Below are 26,791 nucleotides of genomic sequence, written 5' to 3'. Positions count from 1 at the left end.
TCACAGGATTGTGATGCATGCTGCGCGAGCTTCGTATCTCCAATTCAACCTCTAATTGCAATCGCGAAAGTGTGTGACCCTTAAGGAATTATCTATGCCATCTAGGAACAATCCTTCCTGACGGCCTTAAACCGCAGAAAACACCAGCTTTTCGCCGTGATGGCCGACCTGAGTGAGGAGGCTCGGCGGGCGCATCACGCAGACGCTGGCCGTAGAAGCCCATGTGGTAGAGGGAGAATATGCTCTTAGGTTGAGAGCCGCAGATGGCAGCTGCGCCGGTTCAGCTTGGATCAGGGTTCTTCGCCGGCAACTGACGCCACCAGACCGGATCCGGTCAGAAGAGTGGACTAAAAGGTCCCCCCGCAGCATCGTTTCGGATCTGCTGGTCGAGTATCAGCCCCGTCACCGCCCGCTCTGGCTGACCATTCTCCCGCTCAAGCTCCTGCAGCCGACGTACCTGACCGGCCTTCAGTCCGCCAACAGTAGGAGGTCGCCTCAGTGGCCTCGAGCCGCAGCAGATCTCGCTGACCGTCCGGCCCTGTGCCGACTCCGCCTCAGCCTGCCGCAGCGGCCCATAGCGCCGGCAAGTCAGATTGATGTCGGAATCACAGAAGCGTGTTTTCCAAATACAATCAAAGCGAGTGGTTATCTTAATATCAACTGTGGGTAGGTATCGTTTAGCTAAGTGCTACCTGACTCCACACTCTCGGCGGCGGAAGACCTCATGAATGTCTATGGCGGTTCTAGCAACGACACAATCACCGGCAGCACCAATGCCGATTTCATGGTTGGCTATGGTGGCAACGACACCATGACCGGCGGTGACGGCAATGACCAGCTCTACGCCGGCTCGGGCAATGATGTGTTGATTGGTGGCAAAGGTCAGGACGTCCTGAAGGGTGAGGCCGGGGCTGACATCTTTCGGTTTTCCATGGGTGACGGCACCGGACAAGGCGATCGCATCCTTGATTTCACCGATGGCGACCGCATCAGCTTCGTCGGGGTGTCCCAGCGGACCGTCAGCCAAAACATCAATGCCGAAGGCGATCTCGAGATCTACTACGGTGTACTCGGCAGCGCAACGGCGGAGAGCAACAGGATTATCTTGACTGATGTAGCGTACTATCTTGGGTTCGATGACTTCATGTTTGGATAGTAATTTAGCTGAAGCTTTTCGCGTTACCTGGGCGCATAGCCCGAGTTGGCGAGGTAATTGTGGCACTCGGCTGGAGTGAAAGTGTCAAGCAGGCGGCTGATGGTGGTGCAGAAAGCTTCTTTGGTGCGGGCTGCGGCTTTTCGGAGCAGCGCCTTGAGCTTGGCAAAGGCCTGTTCGACTGGGTTTACCTCGGGCGAGCAGGACGGAAGGTGGAGGAGGTTGGCGCCGGTGGCCCGGATGGCTTTGCGGACACCGACGACTTTATGGGCAGTAAGATTGTCGAGGACCAATACGTCGCCAGCTGTCAGCGTGGGTACGAGGAACCGCTCGACGTAGGCGCGTAAAGCTTCGCCCGTCATGGGCCCATCCCGGACGCTAGCCCCCTCTGACTGGCAAGGTGGAGGTGTTGGTGAGCCACCTCGCAGATGAGGATGCCGATGCTGGATTGTGTGTGGCTTAGGCAAGGCTGCTTCGTTTAGTGCTCCAGGACTTCCGGGCATTTGCGGCAACGTCGGCGGCCAGCCTGCTCACTCATGTGCAGCAGGCGACCTGACGCAGCAACCTCGGCCCGCGGCATGGCTCCGCCGGTGGGAGACCGTGCCGGGCTTGGGCATGCGCCGTTCAGATCCCGAAGGCTCCGTTGAAAAGCGACACCTTCAGCAGGTTCCGCCTGGGAGCATTAACGGTAGGTCGATCTCTGACCAGTTGCGTATCTGCTCCTCGGTCAGGACCACGACCGTTTTGATCTCCTGCATCTCACCATCCGCCCAGATCCAGGCGAGGGTGCTGACCTGCTGGCTCTCGGGCCTAATCGGCCACCAGGGCTCCACAGCGATCTGCCATGCCTCGCCGGGACCCGTAAGGCCACTGTTGCTGAAGGAAGGGCTCTGCATTCGCTGTCACCTCCTGGATCGAGAGACCAGCTTGAACCTCAATCAACAAACCAGCAACGCGAATTTAAAGATGCTACAGCATCTTGTACGACAACTGCGTCTTCATCCGAAGGACAGTATATCGAACCGATTTGGATGCGACCGGTTACCCAGGCACATCTCTCGTGCCCTGGACTGGAGCACCGGTCCACCCGCTGTCTGCAATGTCACCGTGACCTCGTCGTGGCTGAGGATCACGTCATCCGAAACCCCAATGACAGTTTGGACAGCCATTCTTGTCCCCGCTCGGACCGCAGGTAGATCGCACTGGGTATCGCTCCGCACTGTGGGTGCGGCGTGCAAGTGCGAACGCGCCAGGATCGGACATCAAAGGCGGAACAGCACAAGGCGCACGCTTTTTGGCTGATCGAGGCTGATCGAGAAAGAAACTGTGGAGCATCTGTCATGGACGTGCACGAGATCGCGGCTGCTATGACATAGGTGAGGGGTATAGAAGACGGAGTTGCAGGTCAGCATAGACTGTATTTAGCAACAAATATAACTAATAGTTTAAAATGGCCAAGGCGCAACTTGAGCGAGTAATTCAGCCGACCTCGCTTTCTTGTTACAACCTAAAGTAGCGAATGTTGACCATTTTCAACTTAGGATATCGGAACCTCGGCCGCAAAAAAGAGGGCTGACATGCCAGTACTGCTGGTCGAGGACGACACAATGATCCGCCTCACGCTCAGCGACTTTTTCGAAGAAACCGGCCTCGACATCCTGGAAGCCGGCGATGCCGAGGACGCACTCGCCATGCTTGATGACCCGGTAGTGCACATCGACATTCTGGTCACCGATCTCGACCTCGGGCCAGGCGATAACGGCTTGGTCCTCGCAGCCAAGCTCCGACTGCGCTTCCCGAATCTGCAGATCGTCTATGCGACCGGCAGCCCGGAGAAGTTCGCCGGGCACACCTTCTCGCCTTGGGAAAAGGTGTTCCTCAAGCCCTTCAGCCCCACGGCACTGGTGACCACGGTCACGGCCCTCAGCACTGCGACCTGCCCACCACAGCGCAGTCGTCCCCAGCCGGCCCGAGTGGAGGCCAGCCTCTGCGTCTAGCGAAGGTGGTGCACGGGTTGGCAGAACCGGCGCATTGAGCCGGATCCGTATTCCAGACCATCTCTCAGCGCTATCACTTGGCACCTTTACGGACCGGCTGACCCGAACTTGGGCGTGGCCGTACGGGTGGTTGGCTGGACGGTTCTGTTGCGCCTTTGCGGAGCTGCTGTGAGCAGGTGCGCAGGCTTTGTCAGGGCTCGCACCAGTGGGGATGGAGTGTGTAGCCTGCGGCTCTACCGCCGTGGCGGAACGGCCAGGGCGTACCGCCCAGGGCTACCGCCGGTTCCGCTGCCGAGGCTGCGGCAAGCAGTACAACGAGCGCAGCGGCGGACCGCTGAACCAATCCCAATACCCGTCGGACATCATCGCGCTGGTGGTGCTGTGGCGGCTGCGCTACCGCCTGATCTTGCGCGACCTGGCCAAGATATTCCTGCAGCACGGCCTCGTCTTCAGCCATGAAGCTGTTCGTGACTGGGAGGCGAAGCTCGCGCTGGTACCGGCTGGCGAACTCCGCCGCCGCCGGCACGGTGAGGTCGGCACTGGCACGTTGACGAGACGTGCTTGAGGGTTCACGGCCGCTGGGCGTATCTGTATTGGACCATTGGCCGCGATGGTAACCTTGTCGACACCATGCTGAGCGAGCACCGCGACATGGCCGCAGCGCAGGCCTTCTTCCGCTCGGCGAAGGCTGCCACTGGTATCACGCCCGAACGCATCACCACCGATGGTCCTGGCTCCTACCCGCGGGCAATCCGCTCCATGCTTACCCGCCGGGTCGTACATCGGAGCAACGCCTTCAGGAAAAATGGACTGGAGCAAGACCACCGGGGTGTGAAAGGCCGCACGCGATGTATGCGGGGCTTCAAAAGTTTCAACTCAGCGGAGCGCTTCTGCCGAAGCTACGACGAACTCCGCAACTTTCTCCGCTCTCGTACCCGCCACAACCAGCACGTCCCCGCCCGCCGCCGTCGCCTGCCCCACCTGCGTCGTGTCACCACCGCGCTCGCCGTTTTGAGTGCCGCATAGCTGGAGTGACCAGATCCCGTAATGGGCCGGCTCCCGGGCGTCGGGTAGATGGTGGTCGGCTCTTCGAGTGATGCTGCACGAACCTTGGGTGGCGTGTGCCCTCCTGGCATCACGGGGAGACGGCGGTGATGGACCACTATGTTGGGATTGACGTGTCGCTGGAGCGATCGAGCGTCTGCGTGGTGGACACGACGGGGCCGATTGTACGCGAGGCGAAGGTGGCGAGCGAGCCGGAGGCTCTGGTTGCCTTCGTGGCGGGGCTCGGAGTGGCGGTGGCCCGTGTCGGGCTTGAGGCTGGCCCCCTGTCGCAGTGGGTGCACGACGGCTTGGCTGCGGCCGGGCATGAGGTGGTGCTGCTGGAGACCCGGCATGTGAAGGCGGCGCTCTCGGCGATGACGGTTAAGACCGACCGCAAGGACGCGCGCGGGATCGCGCAGCTGCTGCGGATGGGCTGGTACCGCCCTGTGCACCGGAAGTCGGTGCCGGCGCAGGAGGTCCGGGCCCTGCTGGTCGGGCGCAAGCTGCTGCAGGGCAAGCTGCTCGACATTGAGGGCGCGATCCGCGGGATCCTGCGCGGCTTCGGACTGAAGGTCGGGGTGACGACAAAGCCCCGCTACCCGGCGCGGGTACGCGAGTTGGTGGCCGGCCATCCCGTGCTCGAGCAGATCGCCGAGCCGATGCTGCGGGCTCGGGAGGCGTTGAGGGTGGAGTTGGCAGTGCTGCATCGGCACCTGCTGGCCCTCGTGCGCAACGACGCGACCTGCCGACTCCTGATGACGGCGCCCGGCGTAGGCGCGGTGGTGGCTGCTACATTCACCTCAGCAGTGGACGATCCCGGCAGGTTCGCCAAGTCCAAGTCGGTGGGCGCACATTTCGGACTGACCCCCAGACGGTATCAGTCCGGCGAGACGGATGTCACCGGCGGCATCAGTCGGGTTGGGGATGCCATGGCGCGAACCGTCCTATACGAGGCGGCGCAGTCGCTTTTGACGCGGACAGTACGCTTCTCGGCACTGAAGCGTTGGGCAATGGAGGTGGCAAAGCGACGGGGCATGCAGCGGGCCAAGGTAGCGGTAGCCCGCAAGCTGGCAACCATCCTGCATCGCATGTGGGTGGACGGTACCGAGTTCCACTGGGGTAAGGAGCCGGCTAGCGCAGCCGCATAGGCAGGCAGGAACGAGATCGGGGCGGGACCGCGAGGGCCTGCTCCTCCGAGGTCCCGTCGCCGGGACGTGGGAACGGTAAAGCCTTGATGGGGGTTGTGGCGTGGCCTGCGGGCGACGACCACGTTGACCAGATCGGCTCGCCGCCCTCCTAACAGGATCATGTGGCGGCTCAGCTGCCGACCACGGACAGAAGCAAGGACCTGGCGACGAGGCGACCATTCGGAGGGCTTGACTACCGACGGCCCATTACAGAAGCCCCCACGGAGCGGTCCAGGCAGATTCTTAGTGGAATATAGCTGTGGTCCTGCCCCCGTCTCTGGTCCGAGGGCTACGCAAGTTCTCGGGTTGGTTGACCTTGGTTGGCGAAGGCCCTTGGGGTCAAGTTGCCCAGGGCCGAATGCGGCCGCTCCTCCTTGTAGTGGCACCTCCATTCCTCGATGCGCGCCCTGGCGTCGCCAGAGACAGGAACCACGAGGCGTTCAGGCATTCCGCCCGCAGGCGGGCATTGAACGCCTTGATAAAAGCGTTGTCCGTTGGTTTCCCAAGGCGGGAAAAGTCGATTTCCACACTGTTCAGATAGGCCCAGTGGTCGAGCAGCCGCCTGGCGAACTTCAGGCCGTTGTCCACCCTCAGGCTCTTCGGCTTGCCCCTGAGCCGCACGAGCTGATCCAGCACCTCGACGACCTGGGCTGCCCGGAAGTTGGCTCTCGGATGCGTCGGAAGCCCCTCTCGCGTGTGGATGTCCACCACGGTCAGGATCCGGATCGGACGGCCGTCGAACAGCTGGTCCGACATGAAGTCCATGGCCTAGATCTCGTTCGGCGCTGCCGCTTCTGGGCGCCCCTGCCGGTAGCGCCAGGCCCGCTTACGCCGCGGCAGCTTGGTGCGGATCGACAGCCCTTCCTCAGTGTAGAGCCGGTGGACGCGCTTGTGGTTCACCAGCCAGCCCTCGCGCCGCAGCAGCACATGCAGACGCCGATAGCCATACCGGACCCGCACCGCGGCCAGATCGCGCAGGCGAATGCGCAGCTCGACCTGCGGATCGCGCCGAGACCGGTAGCGCTGTGCCGAACGGTGAAACCCCATCGCTGAGCAGGCCCAACGCTCGCTGACCCGGAAGCTGTTCCGCAGCACAGCCACCACGTCACGGCGCAGCGCGGGCCTCACCATTTTTTTCGCAGCACGTCCTGCAACATCGTCTTGTCCAGGCTGAGATCGGCTACCAGCCGCTTGAGCTTGACGTTCTCCTCCAGCTGCTTCAGCCGTCGGATCTCCACCGTCCCCATCCCGACAAACTGCTTCTTCCATCGATGAAAGGTCGGTTCAGACACGCCGAGCTTGCGACAGATCTCGGCGACCGCCATGCCGCTCTCCGCCTGTCTCAGGACGAAGGCGATCTGCTCGTCGGTGTAGCGCTTCTGCTTCATGGCACCACCCCCTCCTCAGGGGCTCATAGTGCCCGAAAAATTTGCGTTCCAGCCGCACCAGATTCCAGGGTGAGGACCATCAGCTCAGCGGCTGACCTAGGCGGGATGATGGTGGAGATATGGGAGTGACCTCTGCCGCCTTTGCACGTTCGGAACATGAGCTATGTCGCGGGGTCCAACGTCGCTCCTTCGGCTGCGGCATTGGGCCGCCATTTGCCTGGTAGATGACATCCCGAACTGCCGCCGCAAGTTGACTGTGATGCTCCGGCTTGTGCAGCCGCACGGTAGGTCCTCCAAGGCCACGCAGGTCGGCTTCGGGCGCAGCGGCACTGTATCCGGTGACAACCACCACCGGCAGATACGGGACGCGACGACGCAGGCTGGCAATCACACGCTGACCAGCCAGGTCGCCGGCGAGGCAGAGATTGACAATGGCGACCGCGAGATCATCGCGCGCCATCAACACTGCTTCTGCTTCGGTGCTGGCCCAAGCAACCTGAAAACCCGCATCGAGTAGCTGGTCCTCCATGGCGAGGGCAATCAGCGCTTCATCCTCCACGACCAGCGCTAGCGGCAAGGCCTCAGCATTCATGGCAAAGGCTCTCGTTAATAGGCGGATTCGGCTGGCACGGCATGGCTGTACTCACGTGCTGCGGCGTCAGCTCCCTGATGCATTGAACCGAGCGGTGCGGTCGCAGAGATCACCGCGAAGGCCTTGAGGTCGTGGAGCACAGATGTAAGGAGGTGCACCTCAGCCCTGCAGAGCCCAGCGCCAGCCTCATCATCTGTGAGGCGAGCCACCAATACCTCAACCTTCTCCGTCATATCGGCGAGTGTCTGAGAAGGCGCTGCAGCGAGCCTGACCACCCGACCAAGACTGAGGCGACCGCTGTCATCCAGCTTGAGACCATCGTCCAGATCATAGTTGTCCACGGGTTGATTGCAGTAAGCCAGGGAGGAGCGACCGCGCTGAGCCGCGCCCTGGATGGGCTTAGCGAGGAATGGCAGAATGGTGGCCATGGCCTGAGTTTCCTGAGTGATGGCGTTCGAACTTGTAAGGGACGTCTAGCTTCGGTCCAGACCCACGCTGCTTGCTTTGATCTGGTTTAAGCAGCAGGGCGGGTTGTGTGATCTGTCCTGCCTCTTGGTCTCAAACGAAGAACATGTCGGAGCTGGCATGCGCGATGTTGACCGGGTCGACGAAGCTGAAGATGACCAGTCCGCTGGTATGCATGTTCGCGGTGCCTTCGGAGACAGCAGTACCGTTGTAGGTGATGCCGCCCGCATGCGGGTTGCGGTCGACACCAGCCCAACCGCCATAGCTGTCGATCAGGAAGTGGTGAGACGGCGGCGCGTGTTTGGCGCCGTCACCCGAGCCAGTCGTAGACCCGGACGAAATCGACCATGATGTCGTAGCGGCCCGGCGCGTCCGCCCCCGGCACGCCGCCATACCATGTGTCGGCTGACGCCCCGACATGGCCCTGCAGCCCGACCGTCATCTTCATGGTCGGGATGTTCTGCGTGTAGGTGTGCATCACCTGGCCATCGACGGTCATCGATACCCGGTCCGGCGTCCATTCCAGCCCGTAGACATGCCACTGGGTCAGGTCGATGTCGTAGTTGTAGCTCTCATACACGTCGCCGCCGGTCACCGGGTCGGGCCAGTGCTGGGTGACCATCCCGTCGCCCTTCGGCGTCTCGAGGATGTCGAGTTCCGGCGGCCAGACGCCCGTCGCCGCCGGCCAGAGCAGGAAGCACGGCCCCATCCCGGTCACCTCGGCGCTCATCTTCGCCATGATCTCCACCTTGCCATAGGTGAAGGCGAAGCCCGGGTTCCACTGGTTCGGCGTGGTCGAGACACCACTCGTCGCCCAGCTCCCGTCGGCCATCTTGGTGATGCCGATATCGAGCATCCCGTTGCCGACGCTGACCTGCGAGTTGTCCCAGCGGAAGGCGCCGTTCCAGTAGGTCGAGCCGCCATAGCTGATCGGCCACTTCGTCGGGTCGACCCGCGTGCCGCTGAATTCGTCGTTGAAGATCAGGTTGCCGAACTCGCCGGAGCCGGCGGAGGGCGCATAGGTCCAGGACGGGTCGACCAGCGTGTTCATCGCCGCGTCGATGACGCCTGCCAGCATCACCGTATCGCCCGAGCCTGGCCCGTAATGCACCAGCGTGCCGCTGATGCCGCCCACCGTCGCCGCCTCCTGCCAAACGGCGAAGGTCCCGTCGGTGGCGATGGAGAGGCGGTCCTCGCCCAACCTGAAATCGGTGATGACATCAGCGCCGTCGCCGGGCTTGAGGACGAAGACGTCGGCGTCGGCGCCGCCGGTCAAGCTGTCATTGCCGAGGCCGCCGGTGATCGTGTCGGCGCCACCGCCGCCGTTGATCGTGTCCGCGCCAAGCTTGCCGGTGAGCACCTCGTTGCCCGCCGTGCCGGCGAGGGTGAGGTTGTCGGAAGGCGGCGGTGCCTCGAAGAAGGAGAAGCTCTTCATCCCGGTCGAGCCGAGAAAGAGGCTCGCATCCGAGACGGCGACGCCACCGTAGCTCGCGCCCTCGACATAGAGGTTGCGGTCCTGCGCCACCGAGCCGCCCCAGCCGTCGTTGAGGAAGTTGACATCGACCTTGTGGGCGCCGGCCGCCCAGTCGCCTTTCAGGGTCAGCGTGTCGAACTGGCCCGAACCACGGAGCGCCGAGGCGGTGAAAGTGCCGCCGACCTGCACGCCATCGACCTTCACCGTGTACTGCGCGCTGCCGCTCCAGGCATTCTGGGTGATCTTCAGCACCAGGCTGTCCGAGCCCGTCCCGGCGACGAGGTTGAAGGGCGGGAAGGGGTCCGCCGGCGGTTGCTCGGTGAAGGAGAAGCTCTGCGCGCCGGACCGGCCGAGGTTGAGCGCCGCGCCGCCGACCGCCAGCCCGGCATAGGTCGCGCTCTCGACATAGAGGTTGCGGTCGGTGTCGCTCGTCCCGCCCCAGCCGTCGTTGAGGAAATTGACCTCGACCTTGTGAGCGCCGGCCGCCCAGTTGCCCTTCAGGGTCAGCGTGTCGAACTGGCCCGAACCACGGAGCGCCGAGGCGGTGAAGGTGCCGCCGACCTGTACGCCATCGACCTTCACCGTGTACTGCGCGCTGCCCTGCCAGTGATCCTGGGTGAGCTTCAGCACCAGGCTGTCCGGCCCGCTGCCGGCAGTGAGGGAAAGGGGGTTGAAGGCCGTCTGCGCCACATTCGCCGCCGGAACCAGCGACGGGTTGGTCAGCCATTCGAGCTTCACATTGGTCAGGCCGGCCAGGAAAATCGAATCGCTCTTGGAGCCATTATAGACGACGCTGACGCCTGGGATGCCGTTGACGGTCGTCTGATACACCCAGGGGTTGTAGGTGCCGCTGGCGATGGACAACCGGTCCACGCCGAGCTGGAAGTCGTTGATGATGTCCGCTCCGTCACCAGCCCTGAACGCGAAGAAGTCTGCCCCAGCCCCGCCAGTCATCAGATCGGCGCCCGTGCCGCCGGTGATGGTGTCGACGCCTGCTGCTCCCTTCAATGTGTCGTTGCCAAAGGTACCGGTGATGACGGGCATGGGGGGATCTCGTTGCTAGTAACCGAGAGGGGGCCTCGGCCTCTGCATACAACTTCAAGTTGATCACCCAGTCAAAATTAAAACCACGAAAAGTTGATCGATCAATGTGAGTTACAACGCCGGTGCCATAAAGGGCGTCCACACTCTAGCCATCACCTGCAACACGCGGCAATGATCCGAATTTGTAACAATAATGCGCTAGCGACTGTCCACCACGAAATAACTAGAGCATGTCCAGTTCACTCGAACCCGAAGTGTGAGTTGACGAAATAGTTTTGGTACTCGGCTGGTGTGAAGGGCTCTGTTGCACAAATGGCCTGAGGAGAATTCATGTCGTGATGTCAGCGTGATTGCTGGACGGCATGAGCAGACGGACACCGCCGACCTACAAGACCAGGAACTGGCCTGCCTAGGCCGTGTCCCACAGCGTGGTGTAGGAGCGATGCTCCTTGGCGGGCTGTGCCGCAGAGTCAGGCAGCTGCAACGGGCAGGCTGACGGCAGGAGTATCGCTTACCGCGGTCATGGTCTCCAGCGTCATGTAGCGCGATCGCTGTGTGGCCCACTCGTCGGATTGCTCGAGGAGGAGGGCACCGACGCGCCTGATAACGGCGGCCTCGTTGGGAAAGATGCTGACCACATCGGTGCGTCGCTTGATCTCGCCGTTGAGCCGCTCGATCGGGTTTGTGCTGTGGAGCTTGGCTCTGTGCTCGCGGGGAAAATCCATAAAGGCCAGCACGTCCTCCTCAGCGGCATCCATCAGGTTGGCCAGCCTCGGCACCTTGAGGCGAGCTGGTCGGCAACCCGGCGTCACTGGGCATGGGCAGCTGGGGCGTCCGCCTCAGCGTAGGCGGTGCCAATCCAAGCCGGCGCTCGCGGTAGCCGTTGCGCTGGTTCACCCGCTCGGCGTTGCGCTCGTCGTGGCCGGCGCCGCAGGCTCCCTCAGCATCTAGCTCCATCAGCCGATGGGCCGCAAAGCCGATCACCTCCCGCAGGAAAGTGGCGTCGGAGCCCTTCTCCAGCGGCTCCCGAAGAGCAATCCTCTTATCGGTCATCGTGGCGTCCTTGGGTCGGAGTTGCGTGTCGCAACACAACCCTACCGAGGACTACCGCGATGGCCGCCACCGTTACGGCGACGGCCTCCTACACCACGCCCAGGGACGCGACCGAAAAATTTTACCTGAAGGCGTATAAATGCGGAGCGCAATGCGCTCGTTGCGACAGGATGGGACAGGCTATGCAGAGAATCCGTCGCTTCGTGTCCAGCGCCGCCGCAGAAGCTGCATCTGCTCGGCACCAGTCCGTACGGGCAATGATCGCGCACAAGCGCCGCTGCAGCTTGGTCGCCCCGCCGGATCATGAGGCTCTCAATCGGATAATCTCAGAGTTCCATGCCGGTGGTGGCGTGGTTACGATTTGCCCAACCGTCTATGTGTCGCCTGTACAGAATGGTTTCAGTCGCACGGTTGAACCATCCGCAAGCCCGGACCGACCCGACGCCGCAATTGGGACCCCTTAGTACAGCAGCAGGTGGTTGGACCAAGTGAGCGTTTGATCGCTCCCGGTGGCGCAAATCGGCGGTTTGCTATGGCGAGACCTTCGGCACCCGATCGGTGATCAACTTCCGCTACGAGCCTGCCAGCGAGCGCGCCATGCTGCTGAGGGCCTCCTGCTGCTTTTCGTCTTTAATGGAAGCGAAGTTGCGCATCAGCTCGATCTGCATACGCTGGCGTGACGGTAGCTTTTCAACTGCATCGTCCGCCGTTAAGCCATCGAAGAACCATGCGGGTTCAGTGGCAAGCGCCTGCGCTACGCTGAACAGGCGGCCGGCGGAAATGCGGTTCAGCCCTCGCTCGTACTTGTGCGCCTGCTGGTAGGTGATGCCGATGATGCGGGCCAACTGCTGCTGAGACAGCCCCATGGCAAGCCGCCGCTCGCGGATCCTCTGGCCAACATGCTTGTCCATCATGGTGGCGCGCTGGCTTTGTGGTTCGTCCTGTTGCTTGGCCTGGCTCATCGATGGATGTCCTTATCGATGGAAGCCTGCTTAACGCAACTCGCAACGGCATCCGTTGCATTGTTCCGTGATAGCAATTTTATTACGTGGATGTGACGTTGGATTATGTCCGCGCCGGTTGGAGCAGATCAGGTGCTCAATCGCCGCGGCCACGAGGTGCCCGGCTCGTCTTTAACCTGCGCCGGCGGCAACTGGCCCGGATGAACCCCAGCGTCTTCGGTGATCGCGGAATGCGGCGCTAGCCGGCCGGTATTTCGAGCCCCAGTACCGACCTGGGTGACGTTGGAAGAGTAGGCCTGAGCTACGGCGCAGGCTTCTCCGGCGACGTGCGGATGTCCCACACGACATCTGCGTCACCCTCGAGCGAAAACCGCACCTCAAGGCCGTAGACTTGAGGAGGGTCGTCGCTGACGACAGCCTTTTGAGCTTGGGCCAACACCTTCATCATGCCGCGCTCCATAAGGTTCGGTGCAGCGGCTGGAACGCGTGTTTCGTCATCTGACATGACCGGTTAAGACCCCTGGAGGCTCCGGGAGGTATCCAGAGTTCCGTTCGTCCACCGCAATGCGAGTTCATCTACCGCAACGCGGAGCACGAGGCTCACCACGAGGATTGTTGCGGTAACGAGTAGGAAGGCGACCATGGCAAAACTCCTATGCCTGTCCCTCCCCTCACTTGCCCTCATGCTGCACTGCAACATGATGCTGAGCAAGCTTTATCACAGCGCCGCTCCTGCTTTTGCCCCTCCTATGGGCCTGCGGGGTGAGCTGAGGCGTATTACGGGCGAGGCATCTAAGCTCGAGTTTGGCCATTCCGGGGTGAGGCGGCGGAGCGGGTAAGCGAATAAGCTGGTGGCGTCCTGGCCAGAGGACCGCGCCCATGCTGACCCTGCCAGCCCGCTTCGCCGCGGTGATCCTATGCTTCGCACCGCTCTTTTTTCAACGGAGCTGGCAGCACGCTGAGGTGTTGCTGGTCGGAGCGATCCTGGCGCCGGGCCGGCGCACGGTGAGCAGCATTCTTCGGATTGCCGGGCTCAGCCGGGAGCGGCGGTTCGTCAACTACCATCGCGTACTGAACCGTGCTGCCTGGAGTGGGAGAGCGGCGGCGAAGGTGTTGCTTGGCTTGCTGCTGGACAGCTTCGTGCCGACAGGTCCGGTCCTCCTCGGTCTTGACGACACGATCGAGCGCCGCCGCGGCAGGCGGATCAGCGCCAAGGAGATCTATCGGGATCCGGTCTGCTCCAGCCATGGGCATTTCGTCAAGGCGAGTGGCCTGCGCTGGCTCAGCCTCATGCTGTTGGTCCCCATTCCTTGGGTCGGGCGGGTCTGGGCCTTGCCCTTCCTGACGGCGCTTGCCCCCTCGGAGCGGTACTGCCGCGAACGCGGGCGGCACCACAAGAAGCTCACCGACTGGGGCCGACAACTGGTCCTCCAGGCCCGTCGCTGGATGCCGGAGCGGCAGCTGGTGCTGGTCACCGACAGCGGCTTCTCCGCCCTCGAGTTCCTGGCCGCGCTGTTCCGCCAGGAGGTCACCTGCGTCACCCGACTGCGTCTCGATGCTGCCCTGTACCAGCCGGCGCCACCACGCCGGCCCGGTGCTGTCGGGCGACCACCGACCAAGGGCGCACGCCTGCCAACCCTGGCCGAGGTGCTGGCCGACCAGACCACCGGGTGGCAGCGCGTCACCGTGCCCGGCTGGTATGGCGAGGGCGAGCGCGTGGTGGAGATCTGCTCCGACACCGCCGTCTGGCGCCATGCCGGCATGCCAGTGGTGCCGATCCGCTGGGTGCTGCTGCGCGATCCCTGCCGGCGCTTCGATCCGCAGGCTCTGCTCTGCACCGACCTGGCGCAGGAGCCGCTGCAGATCATCCGCTGGTTCGTCCAGCGCTGGCAGCTGGAAGTTACTTTCCGCGAGGTCCGCGACCACCTCGGCGTCGAGACCCAGCGGCAGTGGTCGGACAAGGCCATCGCCCGCACTACGCCATGCCTGCTCGGCCTGTTCTCGGTCGTCGCCCTGCTGGCGTCGCGCCTCAACAGCCGTGCCCAGCTTCGGGTCTCAGCCACCGCCTGGTACCACAAGCAGCGACCGACCTTTGCTGACAGCCTTGCCGCCGTACGGCGGGAGATCTGGAGTGAGCAGGGTTTTGCGCTGTCCCGCCACGACCTCGACGCTACGAAACTCTCGCCTGCCCTCCGCGAGGGCATCGCTTACGCCCTCTGTCACGCTGCCTAAATGGCCAAACTCAAGCTAAGATGAAGGCCCGCTCTGCCTTTCGAGAGAACGGGCCTCCAACTGGCAACTGCCGCAGCGGGGACCAACCAACGGCGGCAAGTGCATGCAACAAAGCACGCCACAGGTTTGTCCGCTACTGTTCCATCAGTAGTGGAACGATGCCACTCAAACTAGCTTTGCGCGAGTGTGGCGGGAGGAGACCTATGTCCAGCTGCTTTGAACGTCACCGACCGCTAATCCGTGCCTAGATCGGAGCTCAACGTCAGACCACTGTCCGACAAGCAAAGGCACATCACCGGGTATAAGGGCGTAGGCCTCAATCATGTGGTTCGTACTCAAAGCGAAGGTCACCGCAAAAATTAACTCTTGTTCCTTGCCATCAGCCTGAAGTTTCACGCGTCGGCGCCAGTGACCACCATCACGGCCAAGTTGCGTCCAGTTGCCCTCGACGGCCACGTCATGACCAAAGTCATAACAGCGTAGTCGATGTTCAGCGGCGCGCAGGCGGCGCGCAGCAAGTCGTTCGTACGACTGCCTATAGCTGGTCACGAGCACTTTTTCCCAATCTGGTTTCCTAGCCATAGGAGAAAGCGTAAAACAGATTTATTAATCTATGATTGTGGTGAGAAGACATCGCCACGAGCAGTTGCAAAAACGAGACCGCTATAGCGCCGCCTCAACGGCATCATTCAGGCGGCCGCTCGTAGCACAGGCCACCCACTCCTCCACCGTCACCTCAACTGGCGCCACGATCACCGGCCCCGCCCAGCCAGTGCGGCGCTGATGCTCGGCGATGGCTGCCTCCTGCGCCGCCGGGTTCGCCAGATCCTCGTCCGACAGGAACACCACGTAGCTCGGTGCCGGCGCACGACGGGCTTCCAGCGCTGCGAGGCGGCGAGGAAGAGAGCCGCTCATGCCCACGCCTTCTTCACTTCGGGCACCATGTCGGCGATGCGCTGCAGCTCGGCATCGCTGGTGCTCTCAGGAAGCCCCAGGAAGGCCCACAGCGCCGCGTCGGGCTGGGACATGCCGGAGGGCCTCCCAGCCTGTCCCGTCGGCCCGCTCGAGGCGTACGATGCGCTGTTCGATCGGCTTCACGACCGGCTCTCCTTGCTGATGGTGCTACGCGGCGCCGTGCGGGATAAGGATTCCATTAAGGAATACGATATTAGGCTTTGCCGTGTTGCTGCCTGCCTCAGAATAACCAATGAAGAGGGTGGGACGATGGCCAAATGTCACGCACAGCCTAAAGACGATACGCTGTTCGGCTCCTATGAGAGTGATTACCTGTACGGTGGTCTTGGAGACGACGACATCACATCGTACCCGGCTAATAGATCGCCATTCTTCGATATGGCTGATTTCATCTCCGGTGGTCCTGGTCGTGACCGCATTTCGGCTGGCGATGGGGGTGATACTATACGTGGGGGTCCGGGTAACGACTCAATCGATGGCGGTTTCGGCAATGACCATATGTGGGGCGGCCCGGGTGCAGATGTGTTTTTCTTTTTTGTGGGTCGCATAGGCGGTAGCCCCTGGACTTCGGGAGGGACCGGCGAAGGCAACCGCGATGTCATCGAGGATTTCCGACAAGGGGCTGACAAGCTTAACGTAACGGGGTGGAGTACTTTGCCTGCCGTGTGGGCTGGTGAGGATGAACCACCACCTGACGGTTCAGCGTTTACTGTCGGTTTTCGTTACGAAAACGGAAATACTATTGTCAATCTGCGTGCGCCTCTTTCTCCTTACATCATGGAGACCGAAATTAAGCTTCCTGGTCTCATCGATCTCAATGAAAGTGATTTTATATTCTAATCTGTATTGTGTTTCTGTGATCAGATCTTGTTCGGCTATGTCTTCGGAATAACACGCAAAGTGGTCGAGGGACGTCGCAATCCGAATGAGTTGCGATGGCACCGTCAAGTTGTTGGCCTTAGGGCAAACAAGCTGGCCGGTCCCGGCAGCGACCGATCGACCGTCAAGCCGCTGCCGCGGCCCCGCTGATATCGGCCCACACTTCGAACGCGCGTAGCCGTGCGGCGCGATACTCGCTGGCGGTGACGTGGTCGCGGCGCAGATGGAAGAGGTTGGCGATCTGGTCGTGGGCAGAGAGAAAGCGCTGTGCCTGCCGCGCTGACTTGAAGCGCTTCATCTGCCGCTCGCGTCGTCGCGTTGGCTGGTGTGAACTCTCGGCCCGGTTGTTGAGACCTTTGTGCTTACGGTGCTCGACATCGGGCATCACCTCGCGCTTGGCCGCTCCGTAGCTCGGGAGTTTGTCAGTGATCATGACGCGGGGCGCCCGGCACTGCCGCTTGAGCAGCTTGCGGAGCAGGCGCTTTGCCGCACGCTTGTCGCGCCGGCTCTGGACTAGGACGTCGAGCACCATCCCATTCTGATCCACGGCACTCCAGAGCCAATGCTGCACCCCCGGCGATCCTGATTGCAACTTCGTCGAGGTGCCACTTGTCTCCGGCGCGGGGCAGTCGCCGCCGAATCTGGTTGGCGACTCCTGGCCGGATTTGAGCGCCCACTGCCGCACAGTTTCATAGCTGACCACGATGCCACGTGCCGCCAGCATCTCCTCAACCATGCGAAGGCTGAACGGAAAGCGAAAATACAGCCAGATCGTCTGGCTGATCACCTCGGCTGGCTGGGAAGCGATGGCCAGAATAGGGAGACTTGACGGCTGGCGAGCTCATTTCGGCTGCCTATCTGACCCGGACCAGCCCGCCAAGCCCGTTTAGCTTGACGGTGCCCATAGGTGACGGGCTTCGGGGGCAGATCAGCGCCCATCCCGGCCATTCGCTCGGCGTTGTCGCCTTTTAGAAAGCGGACATCGCCGTTCAGGCGGCATATAGCCACCTGTTGTGCGACAGAGGCTGACAACTCTCAGGTGAGAGACATGCGACGCCGGCATTCTTTTTATCGCGGTGACGAGAGCGACGGTGCACTCCGCAGCTATGGCGACCGGTTTTCGATTAGGCAGTTGAACAGCTCTCGATCCCAGAACGGCTCGCCAAATGCATCGACCAGGAAGTCGATGAACGCGCGCACCCGCGCTGTCTGGTTGCGCATCGATGGGTGCAGCGCATGCATTGCGATCGGCGGCCGCATGTGCTTTGCGAGCACGATCGAAAGCGCGCCGCGCCTCACCGCGTCGTGGGCAATGAACGTCGGAAGCACCGCTACGCCAAGTCCGGCAATGGCTGCCTCCCGGACGGCATCGCCGTTTGCGAAGTCAATCTGGCTGGTCACGGACGGCACGACGTTGTCGGCGAACCGCCAATAGGAGGCTTCCTCGACGTTCGAGTAGGCCACCCCGGGAAAGCGCGAGAGGTCTTCAGGCCTTTGCGGCGTCCCAAGACGCTCGAGCAGCGCGGGACTGGCAACACAGGCGTGCCGAATGGTGGCGAGACGGCGCGCCACAAGCGACGAGTCAGGCAGCCGCGCGATGCGGATTGCAAGATCAAAGCCGTCGCGTACCAAATCGACTATGCGGTCGTCTGTGTCGATCGACAGCGTGACGGCAGGATGGCGTTCCAGAAAGCGGCCAACTACCGGGGCCAAGCAATGCGTGGTGAACGAGACCGGCGCAGCAACACGGATGCGGCCCCTCAACTGGCCGCTTGCGCTTGATGCCGCCTCCTCTGCTTCGTCGAGCCCTGCCAGAAGCTCGACCGCACGATCATGGAACTCGCGGCCGGTCTCGGTAAGCTGGATACGACGCGTCGTCCGGTCGAATAGCCTCGCGCCGAGCCGATCCTCAAGTTCACGGATGCGACGGCTCACCGCTGATTTGGCGACGCCGAGGCGCTCCGCTCCCGCAGCAAATCCGCCGCCGGATACGACAGCAGCCAACGCTCGTAGATCTTCGAACCGATCGGCCATCGACGCAGTCTGAGCGCGTGGGAACCGAATATCAACGCGAAGGACACGGCAGCAGAACAGTCTGTGCTCCAGGCGGTGCCTTCTCGAGAACGATGAATGGCGTAGATCGTGCTCAAGCAGTTTGCCTCACCCACTTCGCCTGAAGTTGGCCGGCTTAAGCTGACTTCCACTTCAACCGAGAAGGAGACCTACCCATGACAAGCGAGCCGATCCGCAACCCCCAGACCGACCATCTTCTCACGCCTGAGAACTCGGCACTCATCATCATCGACTACCAGCCGGTCCAGGTCTCCTCGATCCGTTCGATGTCGCGCGAGGAACTGGTGTTCAACATCGTGAGCACCACCAGGGCGGCAGTTAGCTACAAGCTCCCGATCATCCACTCGACGGTCAATGTCGAGACGGGCCGTAACAAGCCGCCGATCCAGGAACTCCAGAAGATCATCGGACATCTGCCGGTTTATGACCGGACGACAGTCAACGCCTGGGAGGACCTTGGCTTCAAGCAGGCGGTCAAGGCGCTCGGCCGCCGAAAGCTCATCATGACCGCGCTGTGGACCGAAGTCTGCTTGGCCTTCCCTGCGCTCGACGCGATACAGGAAGGCTACGAGGTTTATGTCCCCGTGGACGCTGTGGGCGGCACGTCGGTCGTCGCGCACGAGACGGCGCTGCGTCGCATCGAGCAGGCGGGTGCCAAGCTGATCAGCCGCGTCCAGATGTATTGCGAACTCCAACGGGATTGGGCGCGCGAGGCGACCCTCCCCGGCTTCATGGGCGTCTTCGAAAGCTTCGATGGCTTCAACCCCGAGAAGGCTATGGCGGCGCGCGCATCCTGAATAGCAGCTGCGTGTGAAGGAGGCGGCGATCGCGATTGCTGTCGCCGCCTCCGTAGGCTGAGCGGTCAGGAGCCCCGTCCCTTGATGGCAGTTCTCTCAAGTCTCTCACCGGGGTTGTGTTGCGAAGTTTGCGGCAGGTTGCGAATGGCCGCGACAGGCTCCAGATCAGACGGCAACCTCGAACAGCTCGGCGGCGAAGGTGGCTTGTACTCGCATGTCGCGTCCACCCACTTTCCGAACCTGCCTCTTCCTGATCATCGCCATCGCCTCGTAGTCTGCCAGGGTTTGTCGTGCGGTATGGAAACTGCCGAAGCCGAGCCCTGGTCTGACCATCCGTTTCACGCGCCGGTGGTTTTGTTCCACAATGTTGTTGAGGTACTTGCATTGCCGTAGCCGGGCGAAGCGCCACAACTCGTCGTTCGCTTTCATCTCTGCCGTGGCACGCGGGTAAGCCGGGTTCTTGTCTACTGTGATGGTCCGTGGGTTCGCCGTGTGCGGCTGCCCGAGTGCTTTGCGGAAAAGCGCGTTGCAGCCTCGGCATCGCGCTTGGCCGAGAGCAGAAAGTCGATGGTCTGCCCATGACTGTCGAACGCACGATACAGAATGCTATGAGGCGAGGCGTCGGAGGTGACGAGGGGGGTCACTATCGCAACAATCTAGGAGCACCCAGCATGCTGAACTCCGAAGATGCAAAGCGGTCCCTTACCGCGTTTGACCAGAATGGCACGCTTGTCGGGGTTGTCGAGGTGAGCCAATCCAGCTGGCTGGTCGCGGGCATCGTGCCGGGAGTTGAGAGGCATCCCGTCAAGAAGCTCGAGCCGGACCAGGAGGCGCTGCTCCGTCTACTCCGTCGCTGGCAGGATGAGGCGGCCAAAGCAGGCAGGACCATCACCCGGATCGCGGTCGCCTACGAAGCCGGCCGAGACGGTTTTTGGCTGGCGCGTTGGCTGCGGGCCCGTGACGTCGAGGCCTATGTCATTCACCCGACCAGCATCGCCGTGTCACGCGAGCACCGGCGGGCCAGGACCGACCAGCTCGACACGGAACTGCTCAAGCGTGCCTTCCTCGGTTGGCTGCGCGGCGAACCGGGGCACTGCAGCATGGCCGCGATCCCGACACTTGCGGAGGAAGACGCCAAACAGCCAAGCCGCGAACGTGAAGCGCTAGTCAGCGAACGCACCCGAGTGGTCAACCGCATGAAGGCCATCTTGGCTCGGCTCGGCCTGCGTGGTTTCAAGCCGACGCTGCGCAACGCAAGCGAGCGCCTCGACGTGTTGCGGACGCCAGAAGAAGAGTTGCTGCCACCGAACACCGTGGCCGAACTACGGCGTGATATGGCACGCCTGCAGGTTATCAAGGCACAGATTAAGGAGATCGAAGTGTCTCGCCTCGAGAGGCTGGAGCAGCAGCCAACGGCAGGAACCAACGCTATGATCCTTCTGGTTGCCAAGGTGGTTGGTGTCGGCATTGAGACAGCTGACAAGCTCGTCCATGAGGTCTTGTCGCGGAACCTGCGGGACTGCCGAGCGGTAGCGCGCAACGCTGGTCTGACCGGCGCTCCGGACGAAAGCGGATCGCGACGGCGGGAGAAAGGACTTTCCAAGGCGGGCAACGCGCGGGTACGCCGCAGCATGATCCAGCTTGCTTGGCGCTTTCTGCTGCATCAGAAGGACAGCGCGTTAGCGCAGTGGTACCGGGCACGAGCGGCGGATGGCCGTGGCAACACGCGAAAGACCCTGATTGTGGCACTCGCGCGTAAGCTTCTCATTGCTCTATGGCGGCTGGTGACCACTGGTGAAGTGCCGTCGGGCGTTACCCTGCACTCCAAAGCCCAGTGCGTTGCAGCAGCGTAGCGTCAGGATGAGGTCTTTCAGACTGCGACAGTTTCGGAGCGTGTCGGCACGGCTATGACGGGCCGACCAAACGATCCGAGGTGGCGAGATCCCGTGGCCTACATTGGCTTTCATAGCCGCGGTACAGAATGGGCTCGCCGTTCGGAGCTTCGCCGCTGATGCGCATAGCTGCATCATGGTCGGGCTGCACTGGCAGGCCCACCGGATACAAGGTTGCGGCGCGATGTCTGCGTCCGATGGCGAACTCCACTCAGATCGTCTTGGTCCTGATTGGCACCTGGCCGCCTACTCTGACCTACGCAGTTCAGTTCTTCAGGAGATGGCACGAATGAACGCACAATCCCTATCCGAAGCTTGACAGCCCCATACAAGGTAGGTCCAGCGGCCTTTCACCCGGACATAGGTCTCATCGACTTTCCACGACCCATTGGACGTGTGCAGATGGGGCCGGAGCCGCCGCTCCAACTCCGGTGCATAGGCCTGGATCCATCTAAAGATGGTGGTGTGCGAGATGTCGACACCGCGGTCCTGCAGCATGAGCTCGAGGTCGCGATAGCTGATCGGGAACATGAGGTACCAGCGAACTGCCCAGAGGATCACCTCAGCGGTGAACTGCCGGCCTTTGAAGGTCAGATCCACCCGAAGTGCCGCCAGTCGCCGTCTTTCCATGTCCCAGCATCGCTGCGATCGCCTCGACCCGCAAACCATGCAACAGAACCCTCGCCGCCAATATCCACGGCATGATCAGCGAGGGCTCGGCATGAGGGACGGCGGTATCCCGCCACTTCCCGGACTGGAAATACCGACGCACCCGGGGAGCCCGCACAGGCAGCAGCTTCCGGACTGGGTGGGGTTCCTGCAGAAGCCCAGCAACCGCGCCCGGCTCGCCGCCGCACTGCGGCGCGCCCTGGACGGGGTGATAGCCCGCCGAGGCTTAGGCAGGAACCGAACGTTGCGACCAGCCCCGACTTGCGGCTGGTGGTGTGCCGATAACCCCGCTCAGCTGCGTCTGTCCAGCAGCTCGATGGCGCGGTTGTACAGCCCATCATCCACTCTGCAGCCGATCCAAGCCTCGCTGCGCGGCGGCTGCGGGCAGTGGCTAGGGCCCACCTCCTGGGTCACTACGGCATCAATTAAGGCCCGCAGCCGGTCCGGATGCTCGATCCGGCCGCCGGGGCCGAATAGCTTGAGGTCGTCGGTCGGTTGCAGCCCGACGGCTCGTGCTGCCCGCATCGCGCTCACCGGTGGGGTTGTCTGATTCTCCGGGCATCCGCCACCCTCGCGGCGCTCGGCGGGAGAGACGGACGGTGCACCCGAGCAGTCCCCCGCGGGCGAGTAGCGTCCAAGGATGTCCGCAGCAGAGCGCGCTTTGTAGCGGTCCTGGTACTGTCGGACGAGGTCGATGAATGCGCGGATTGCGTAGGCTGGATCCTCGAAGGTGGCGAAACCCTGGGCGTTGGCGCCAGTCTGCCCCGGCCACCGCCCGCTCAGGTTGGGACCCTTCAGTCCGACCCAATTGTTGTTGCGTAGCCCAAAGGGCGCGTTGCTTGGGTCGAACGCCACGGGTCCGTAGGAGCCGTCGCCCTGCCGGGCCAAGAGGCCGCTGGTTGTCTGCTGTCCAGCGCGTTGTGCGGTGGAGCTGTTCTGGGCCAGCGCAGCGCTGGCCCAGAACAGAGCCAAAGCCAGCGCCATAACGCAACTGGTCCGGGATAGTGGATGTGTCACATGCTTCTCCTTATCGCTTGTGTGGATGAGCGCTGCGGTCAAGGCGAAGCAGCCATCAGATGGCTTGTGGAGGCGAATGTAAAACCCCAGTCTCTGCTCGGTATGGCAAGGGCAACCAGAATAATCCGTTTGGGGGCCCAGGTATCCGTAGGGCGCCGGGCTTCGATTTCTGCGAATGTTCTTTCGTTTTCGTTTCTAACGGCGTTTGGTCCAGCAATCCGGCCGGAGCCTCTGTCATGACCCAATCCAGCATTGCGTCCGCTTTGATCATCGTGGCGGCTGCTCATCCTGCGGCGGCGGACTGGGAATACACACGGTGGGGCATGACGGCCGATCAGGTCATCGCCGCACCGGGGGGCAAGGCTAGGGCAATGCCGCCCGGGCGCCATTATCGCAACGACGCAGGTGATACGAGATTTCCGTTGAAGACAAAACACAGGGACCATCTCGACTGTCCATCGGCTTCCAGTTCGGTCTTCGCGGAGGGGGACTGCAGTGCGTGATATCGAATACCGTCGGCGATGACGCTGAAGCGCTTCGGGCGCTCATGGTTCAACCCTGCGGCGCGCTTGCGAGCGAAACCTTCTTCGGAACGACACGGACCATGCAATGGACGACGCCTGGCTCTGTGGAACTGACAATGAACGCGGCGCCAAAGGCAGCCGTGGTGAACCACTGCGCCCCAGGCAGATCTTGAGGGCACTCAGCGGTCGATCAACACGCTTCCCTCCTCACCCACTTGCAGCTGCTCGATCTATGCCGCAGCGGCACGGCATCCTCTAGGCGTCAGACCACCCAGCTCGACGTGAAAGCAACCGTGCTGATGTTGCCCCTTATCTTCCAAGCTTCGGGGCACGACACTCGATGTGAAATGTCAGACGACGCAGAGACGTTGACTGACGGGAGCCCGAGACGATGGATGGGATCGTCCGCAACGGTGCCGAGCATTTCCGAAAAGCGTTGGAGCATGGGCATTCAGCGGGATAGCGTCCGCGCCGTCCTGGCCTGCGATGCGATCATGGTCGAATTCCTGCCCGCCCATGCCCGCGAAGTGACCAAATGCGGCGACCAGCTGGTGAAGCTGATCCGTGATGCGCCCAAGGAGATGTCGGCCGCGCAGCAGGCGGCGTGGAACGTGAACTTTCTGTCGTCGGTCACAGATCCTCTCGGGCGGCTCGACAGCGTCCACAAGGCAGCAGCCGATGCTGGAATAAAGGGCAATCCGAGAAGATGCGTCTCGCACGGTTCGGGCGAAGGATCGGGTAGCCGTCCAGCGGGCACCGGGAGTGACCTGCGGGGCGCTGACGCGGGCACTGCTTGTCGGCAGCGGCGCGAACCTCGGGCTCGTCTCGCGCCAGGTTGCCGTCGCGCATGCCCGGCTCTCGCTGCAGTTCGGCACAGCATGGGAACGGATCACAATCATTCGGGAAAACCCAAGCCCGGCGTTCAGAGACGACCAACTTCGTGAAACCGCAGGCGGTGGGTGGTATTGGGATAACGTCACCCTCTGGAAGGTGAGACCTCGGCCGCAGGACGTTAGAAGGACGGCATGCGACTTCTGGGACTGCTGATTTGCTTGGGGGCTCTGCTCGCCGCCGAGAACGCCGACGGCTTCGCCTTCTTGCTGATAGTGGAGACGTTCGTCGGCCTCATGGCGGCTTCGGCACGCCGCAGCTAACGCACGGGCGCCGGGGAAACCCAGCGCTCGACGTTATACCCCGCGATGTTAAGCGGGGCGGACCTTGTACCAGTACAAGGTTTGACGGCGCAGCAGTATGTCGGCCGAAACATAGTGCGGAGGCCCACGCTTCTGCTACCTATTGTCGCCAGGCGGCCGGGGGGTTGCCGACGATAAGGGAAGAACCATGTTCCGCATTGTTCTCAGCAGCCCAAAGGGCGGCTGTGGCAAGACGCATCTTGCGCGAAACCTTGCGGCAGCCGCCGCCCATGACGGTTACTCCGTCTCTACAGCAGACCTCGATCCCCAGCGCACGCTGACGCGCTGGGCGCGTCGCCGTCCGCAGGGAGTGCCAGGCGTCAACCACTACGAGGTCGAGTGGGATGATGCCGAGGCGCTGGTATCGCCGGACGGCATCGACCAGACCGACATCCTTATCATCGACACACCACCGAGCATCGAGGCGCACCCGGTCGAATTCAAACGGCTCATCGCCGGAGCCGACCTCATCCTCGTCCCGTGCCGCACGACCTTCGACGATGTGGAATCAGCGGTGCCGTACCTCCAGACCCTACGGAGCGGTGGCGCGCGGCCGGTAGTGGTGATGAACGCTACGAAGCCGCGGGTGAACGTCGCACCCGAGAAGACCATGCTCATCAGCGCGGCCGAGCTGTGCCCCATCGAGATTGGCGACCGGGCCGACCACAACCGGGCGGCGGTGCGTGGCATGAGCCTCGTGGACATGGTCAACCATCCAGGTGGCGACGAGATCAGGGGCCTCTGGACGTTCGTCCGCGAACGGGTGCGGCTCGAAGCAGCCCCGGCGGAAGCCGAGGCACCGGCCGCGAATGCGGCGAAGAAGGGGCGCCGCAATGTCGAAGCTTAGGCCGAGCGTCACGGGCGCCCTGACACGACGCGCCCTCAAGGATCACGGGCCGCCCGTTGAGGTGATGCCGCAAGGCGATCGGCGGATGGATGTGCTGGCGAGTGCGCTGGTGCCGCTGACCCGGAAGGAAGAGTTCGTCCGTGAGATCACGACGCTCTGGACGCGGGCGCAGAGCACCTTCCTGACTATCGGCCAGTACCTCATCATGGCGAAGCAGAAGCTCCCCCATGGCGACTACACGATCATGGTCGAGCGGGAGTTGCCGTTCAGCCCGAACACGGCCTTCCAAATCCGCACGGCGGCCGAGGCCGTGTCGAGCGGGCGCCTACCGGCTGAAACCCTGCCTCCGAACTATTCGACCATCTACCAGCTTTCGACGCTGCCCGACCACCTGCTGGAAGAGGCCAAGAGAAGCGGCTTGGTGCGGCCTGACCTCCGACGGGCTGAGATTGTCGCTTTCAAGAAAAAGGTACGGGAGGCGACCGAACGTCCAGTATCGCCGCCCGGCGCGACTGCCCAGCGCCTTGCAGAACTTCGCCGCCAGAAGGCCGCCATTGAGGAAGAAATCGCGCGTCTCGAACGAGTGGCGACACAAGATGTAGAGGGAGGCGAGGGGGCTAAGCGCTAAATCTATATTCCGCAACTTGCCCGGACCGGACCAAAAGCGGGTCTACTGTGCTACTGCTGTTCGTGCACCTTAATCGTAGATCGGCACCAGCAATCGGGAACAGAGCCATGTGTGGCGCTGCGCAGGCCGCCCTCGCCCGTCCAATCGCTCTGGTCAATGAGGAGGCGGTGGAACGTGCCCCGTGTAGAGGTTCGTATCGAACCAAGTGCGCGCGACATCGGGAAGCGCTGGACGATGGCTTCCTGCGCTGTCCTGGTACCAGGACAGCGCCCGGCCGTCCTCGGTCAGCCGGACGAAGATTTCCTCCTGCCGCTGCCGGCTGGTCTGACAGATGATCCGCATCTAATGCGCGGGCGGCACGCTGCCCATCTCGCGGATGAAATCCTGCAGCTTCGGCTGCCCGTCCTCGAGCCCGAGGTCCTCGTCTCCACCGCCCTGCGCCGCTTCGTCGGCCAGAGGAACTCCGAGGGCACTCGCCGGGAGATCCGAGAGGTGCTCGACGGCCTACAGGGCAGCCCCGCCCGCTACCATTCGGTGGCGATTTCGGCGCGGGCCTATGACCTTGTCGATGACCCAGACCGTGTCTCCGTCACCGTGGGCGATGAGCAAGTGGCAGCGTTGGAGGCCGCCATAGCGACCAACCGCTGGCGCTACCAGCCATAGGTCGAGTCGCCGGGGTGGGGGGAGAACGTGACGGGGGTTTTTC

Annotated in this window: 24 protein-coding genes and 5 pseudogenes; 13 read left to right on the top strand and 16 right to left on the bottom strand. The window is 62.5% G+C overall.

Features of this window, described 5'->3' with window-relative positions; translation table 11 throughout:
• Positions 1 to 724: 724 nt before the first annotated feature.
• Complete coding sequence (locus JMJ56_RS35050) at positions 725 to 1,156, top strand: calcium-binding protein (protein WP_202834877.1); 432 nt, start codon at positions 725 to 727, stop codon at positions 1,154 to 1,156.
• Between the two features lie 23 nt (positions 1,157 to 1,179).
• On the opposite strand, the gene JMJ56_RS27090 is transcribed toward JMJ56_RS35050, so the two are convergent.
• Together JMJ56_RS27090 and JMJ56_RS27085 are read right to left on the bottom strand one after the other, a co-directional pair.
• A complete protein-coding gene (locus tag JMJ56_RS27090; RefSeq protein WP_202834876.1) occupies positions 1,180 to 1,515 on the bottom strand; it encodes a transposase in 336 nt (111 codons plus the stop codon).
• 297 nt (positions 1,516 to 1,812) lie between these two features.
• A complete protein-coding gene (locus tag JMJ56_RS27085; RefSeq protein WP_202834569.1) occupies positions 1,813 to 2,049 on the bottom strand; it encodes a hypothetical protein in 237 nt (78 codons plus the stop codon).
• 681 nt (positions 2,050 to 2,730) lie between these two features.
• Here JMJ56_RS27085 and JMJ56_RS27080 point away from each other — a divergent pair.
• The 4 genes from JMJ56_RS27080 to JMJ56_RS27065 all read left to right on the top strand — a co-directional run bounded on the left by JMJ56_RS27080 (position 2,731) and on the right by JMJ56_RS27065 (position 5,342).
• Entirely contained in the window at positions 2,731 to 3,150 is a 420-nt protein-coding gene (locus tag JMJ56_RS27080; protein WP_202834875.1) for a response regulator, read from the top strand.
• A 241-nt stretch (positions 3,151 to 3,391) separates the two neighbouring features.
• Positions 3,392 to 3,715, top strand: coding sequence for an IS6 family transposase (locus JMJ56_RS27075; RefSeq protein ID WP_202834874.1), 324 nt, complete (start codon positions 3,392 to 3,394; stop codon positions 3,713 to 3,715).
• Positions 3,712 to 4,176, top strand: coding sequence for a DDE-type integrase/transposase/recombinase (locus JMJ56_RS27070; RefSeq protein ID WP_202834873.1), 465 nt, complete (start codon positions 3,712 to 3,714; stop codon positions 4,174 to 4,176). The genes JMJ56_RS27075 and JMJ56_RS27070 overlap by 4 nt, the downstream gene beginning before the upstream one ends.
• Before the next feature lie 128 nt (positions 4,177 to 4,304).
• Entirely contained in the window at positions 4,305 to 5,342 is a 1,038-nt protein-coding gene (locus tag JMJ56_RS27065; RefSeq protein WP_202834872.1) for an IS110 family RNA-guided transposase, read from the top strand.
• A gap of 328 nt (positions 5,343 to 5,670) precedes the next feature.
• Here the strand turns inward: JMJ56_RS27065 and JMJ56_RS27060 are convergent.
• From JMJ56_RS27060 to JMJ56_RS27030, 8 genes and pseudogenes are all read right to left on the bottom strand, one after another.
• Positions 5,671 to 6,769 (bottom strand): annotated as a pseudogene (locus JMJ56_RS27060) (IS3 family transposase).
• 79 nt (positions 6,770 to 6,848) lie between these two features.
• Positions 6,849 to 7,361, bottom strand: coding sequence for a response regulator (locus JMJ56_RS27055; RefSeq protein WP_202834871.1), 513 nt, complete (start codon positions 7,359 to 7,361; stop codon positions 6,849 to 6,851).
• 14 nt (positions 7,362 to 7,375) lie between these two features.
• Complete coding sequence (locus tag JMJ56_RS27050; RefSeq protein WP_202834870.1) at positions 7,376 to 7,789, bottom strand: hypothetical protein; 414 nt, start codon at positions 7,787 to 7,789, stop codon at positions 7,376 to 7,378.
• Between the two features lie 347 nt (positions 7,790 to 8,136).
• Positions 8,137 to 10,344 (bottom strand): carbohydrate-binding domain-containing protein, encoded by a 2,208-nt coding sequence (locus JMJ56_RS27045; protein ID WP_202834869.1) that lies wholly within the window; start codon positions 10,342 to 10,344, stop codon positions 8,137 to 8,139.
• Between the two features lie 470 nt (positions 10,345 to 10,814).
• A pseudogene (locus tag JMJ56_RS27040) lies at positions 10,815 to 11,209 on the bottom strand (transposase); the annotation flags it as partial.
• A 56-nt stretch (positions 11,210 to 11,265) separates the two neighbouring features.
• Positions 11,266 to 11,397 (bottom strand): annotated as a pseudogene (locus JMJ56_RS34255) (IS256 family transposase); the annotation flags it as partial.
• Between the two features lie 572 nt (positions 11,398 to 11,969).
• Complete coding sequence (locus tag JMJ56_RS27035) at positions 11,970 to 12,359, bottom strand: helix-turn-helix domain-containing protein (protein WP_202834868.1); 390 nt, start codon at positions 12,357 to 12,359, stop codon at positions 11,970 to 11,972.
• Positions 12,360 to 12,660: 301 nt separating this feature from the next.
• A complete protein-coding gene (locus JMJ56_RS27030) occupies positions 12,661 to 12,807 on the bottom strand; it encodes a hypothetical protein (RefSeq protein ID WP_202834867.1) in 147 nt (48 codons plus the stop codon).
• 431 nt (positions 12,808 to 13,238) lie between these two features.
• Here JMJ56_RS27030 and JMJ56_RS27025 point away from each other — a divergent pair, with 431 nt between their 5' ends.
• Positions 13,239 to 14,591 (top strand): IS701 family transposase, encoded by a 1,353-nt coding sequence (locus JMJ56_RS27025; RefSeq protein ID WP_202834866.1) that lies wholly within the window; start codon positions 13,239 to 13,241, stop codon positions 14,589 to 14,591.
• 663 nt (positions 14,592 to 15,254) lie between these two features.
• Here JMJ56_RS27025 and JMJ56_RS27020 read toward each other — a convergent pair.
• The gene (locus tag JMJ56_RS27020; protein WP_202834865.1) at positions 15,255 to 15,506 is read right to left on the bottom strand and encodes a hypothetical protein; all 252 of its coding nucleotides are present in this window, start codon (positions 15,504 to 15,506) and stop codon (positions 15,255 to 15,257) included.
• Between the two features lie 111 nt (positions 15,507 to 15,617).
• On the opposite strand from JMJ56_RS27020, the gene JMJ56_RS27015 reads away from it, so the two are divergent.
• Positions 15,618 to 16,406 (top strand): calcium-binding protein, encoded by a 789-nt coding sequence (locus tag JMJ56_RS27015; RefSeq protein WP_202834864.1) that lies wholly within the window; start codon positions 15,618 to 15,620, stop codon positions 16,404 to 16,406.
• A gap of 163 nt (positions 16,407 to 16,569) precedes the next feature.
• On the opposite strand, the gene JMJ56_RS27010 is transcribed toward JMJ56_RS27015, so the two are convergent.
• Positions 16,570 to 17,232: an IS6 family transposase gene (locus JMJ56_RS27010; protein WP_328702482.1), complete on the bottom strand. Its 663-nt coding sequence runs from the start codon at positions 17,230 to 17,232 to the stop codon at positions 16,570 to 16,572.
• A 317-nt stretch (positions 17,233 to 17,549) separates the two neighbouring features.
• The gene (locus JMJ56_RS27005) at positions 17,550 to 18,479 is read right to left on the bottom strand and encodes a LysR family transcriptional regulator (RefSeq protein WP_202834863.1); all 930 of its coding nucleotides are present in this window, start codon (positions 18,477 to 18,479) and stop codon (positions 17,550 to 17,552) included.
• A 194-nt stretch (positions 18,480 to 18,673) separates the two neighbouring features.
• Here JMJ56_RS27005 and JMJ56_RS27000 point away from each other — a divergent pair, with 194 nt between their 5' ends.
• Positions 18,674 to 19,315: a hydrolase gene (locus JMJ56_RS27000; RefSeq protein WP_202834862.1), complete on the top strand. Its 642-nt coding sequence runs from the start codon at positions 18,674 to 18,676 to the stop codon at positions 19,313 to 19,315.
• A gap of 165 nt (positions 19,316 to 19,480) precedes the next feature.
• Here the strand turns inward: JMJ56_RS27000 and JMJ56_RS26995 are convergent.
• A pseudogene (locus JMJ56_RS26995) lies at positions 19,481 to 19,959 on the bottom strand (IS6 family transposase).
• Positions 19,960 to 19,986: 27 nt separating this feature from the next.
• On the opposite strand from JMJ56_RS26995, the gene JMJ56_RS26985 reads away from it, so the two are divergent.
• On the top strand, positions 19,987 to 21,168 hold the full coding sequence (locus JMJ56_RS26985) for an IS110 family RNA-guided transposase (RefSeq protein ID WP_202834860.1): 1,182 nt from the start codon (positions 19,987 to 19,989) through the stop codon (positions 21,166 to 21,168).
• 369 nt (positions 21,169 to 21,537) lie between these two features.
• On the opposite strand, the pseudogene JMJ56_RS26980 reads toward JMJ56_RS26985, so the two are convergent.
• Positions 21,538 to 21,837 (bottom strand): annotated as a pseudogene (locus tag JMJ56_RS26980) (IS6 family transposase); the annotation flags it as partial.
• A 330-nt stretch (positions 21,838 to 22,167) separates the two neighbouring features.
• Positions 22,168 to 22,860, bottom strand: coding sequence for a hypothetical protein (locus JMJ56_RS26975; protein ID WP_202834858.1), 693 nt, complete (start codon positions 22,858 to 22,860; stop codon positions 22,168 to 22,170).
• Between the two features lie 970 nt (positions 22,861 to 23,830).
• Here JMJ56_RS26975 and JMJ56_RS26970 point away from each other — a divergent pair.
• The 4 genes from JMJ56_RS26970 to JMJ56_RS26955 all read left to right on the top strand — a co-directional run bounded on the left by JMJ56_RS26970 (position 23,831) and on the right by JMJ56_RS26955 (position 26,748).
• A complete protein-coding gene (locus JMJ56_RS26970; protein ID WP_202834857.1) occupies positions 23,831 to 24,361 on the top strand; it encodes a hypothetical protein in 531 nt (176 codons plus the stop codon).
• Positions 24,362 to 24,758: 397 nt separating this feature from the next.
• On the top strand, positions 24,759 to 25,457 hold the full coding sequence (locus JMJ56_RS26965; RefSeq protein WP_202834856.1) for a ParA family protein: 699 nt from the start codon (positions 24,759 to 24,761) through the stop codon (positions 25,455 to 25,457).
• Complete coding sequence (locus tag JMJ56_RS26960; protein WP_202834855.1) at positions 25,444 to 26,085, top strand: hypothetical protein; 642 nt, start codon at positions 25,444 to 25,446, stop codon at positions 26,083 to 26,085. Before JMJ56_RS26965 ends, JMJ56_RS26960 begins: the two co-directional genes overlap by 14 nt.
• A gap of 234 nt (positions 26,086 to 26,319) precedes the next feature.
• Positions 26,320 to 26,748: a hypothetical protein gene (locus JMJ56_RS26955; protein WP_202834854.1), complete on the top strand. Its 429-nt coding sequence runs from the start codon at positions 26,320 to 26,322 to the stop codon at positions 26,746 to 26,748.
• Positions 26,749 to 26,791 lie beyond the last annotated feature (43 nt).

It is taken from the genome of Belnapia arida (genome assembly GCF_016773205.1).
Lineage (GTDB): Bacteria > Pseudomonadota > Alphaproteobacteria > Acetobacterales > Acetobacteraceae > Belnapia > Belnapia arida.
The sequence above is the reverse complement of the archived record's forward strand: the minus strand, read 5'-3'. Positions and strand labels throughout refer to the sequence as shown.

Coding starts and splice junctions, on each gene's coding strand:
- JMJ56_RS35050 (WP_202834877.1), top strand. CDS start 725: ATGAATGTCTATGGCGGTTCTAGCAACGACACAATCACCGGCAGCACC.
- JMJ56_RS27090 (WP_202834876.1), bottom strand. CDS start 1,515: ATGACGGGCGAAGCTTTACGCGCCTACGTCGAGCGGTTCCTCGTACCC.
- JMJ56_RS27085 (WP_202834569.1), bottom strand. CDS start 2,049: ATGCAGAGCCCTTCCTTCAGCAACAGTGGCCTTACGGGTCCCGGCGAG.
- JMJ56_RS27080 (WP_202834875.1), top strand. CDS start 2,731: ATGCCAGTACTGCTGGTCGAGGACGACACAATGATCCGCCTCACGCTC.
- JMJ56_RS27065 (WP_202834872.1), top strand. CDS start 4,305: ATGGACCACTATGTTGGGATTGACGTGTCGCTGGAGCGATCGAGCGTC.
- JMJ56_RS27055 (WP_202834871.1), bottom strand. CDS start 7,361: ATGAATGCTGAGGCCTTGCCGCTAGCGCTGGTCGTGGAGGATGAAGCG.
- JMJ56_RS27050 (WP_202834870.1), bottom strand. CDS start 7,789: ATGGCCACCATTCTGCCATTCCTCGCTAAGCCCATCCAGGGCGCGGCT.
- JMJ56_RS27045 (WP_202834869.1), bottom strand. CDS start 10,344: ATGCCCGTCATCACCGGTACCTTTGGCAACGACACATTGAAGGGAGCA.
- JMJ56_RS27035 (WP_202834868.1), bottom strand. CDS start 12,359: ATGAGCCAGGCCAAGCAACAGGACGAACCACAAAGCCAGCGCGCCACC.
- JMJ56_RS27030 (WP_202834867.1), bottom strand. CDS start 12,807: ATGATGAAGGTGTTGGCCCAAGCTCAAAAGGCTGTCGTCAGCGACGAC.
- JMJ56_RS27025 (WP_202834866.1), top strand. CDS start 13,239: ATGCTGACCCTGCCAGCCCGCTTCGCCGCGGTGATCCTATGCTTCGCA.
- JMJ56_RS27020 (WP_202834865.1), bottom strand. CDS start 15,506: ATGAGCGGCTCTCTTCCTCGCCGCCTCGCAGCGCTGGAAGCCCGTCGT.
- JMJ56_RS27015 (WP_202834864.1), top strand. CDS start 15,618: ATGCCGGAGGGCCTCCCAGCCTGTCCCGTCGGCCCGCTCGAGGCGTAC.
- JMJ56_RS27005 (WP_202834863.1), bottom strand. CDS start 18,479: ATGGCCGATCGGTTCGAAGATCTACGAGCGTTGGCTGCTGTCGTATCC.
- JMJ56_RS27000 (WP_202834862.1), top strand. CDS start 18,674: ATGACAAGCGAGCCGATCCGCAACCCCCAGACCGACCATCTTCTCACG.
- JMJ56_RS26985 (WP_202834860.1), top strand. CDS start 19,987: ATGCTGAACTCCGAAGATGCAAAGCGGTCCCTTACCGCGTTTGACCAG.
- JMJ56_RS26975 (WP_202834858.1), bottom strand. CDS start 22,860: ATGGCGCTGGCTTTGGCTCTGTTCTGGGCCAGCGCTGCGCTGGCCCAG.
- JMJ56_RS26965 (WP_202834856.1), top strand. CDS start 24,759: ATGTTCCGCATTGTTCTCAGCAGCCCAAAGGGCGGCTGTGGCAAGACG.
- JMJ56_RS26960 (WP_202834855.1), top strand. CDS start 25,444: ATGTCGAAGCTTAGGCCGAGCGTCACGGGCGCCCTGACACGACGCGCC.
- JMJ56_RS26955 (WP_202834854.1), top strand. CDS start 26,320: ATGGCTTCCTGCGCTGTCCTGGTACCAGGACAGCGCCCGGCCGTCCTC.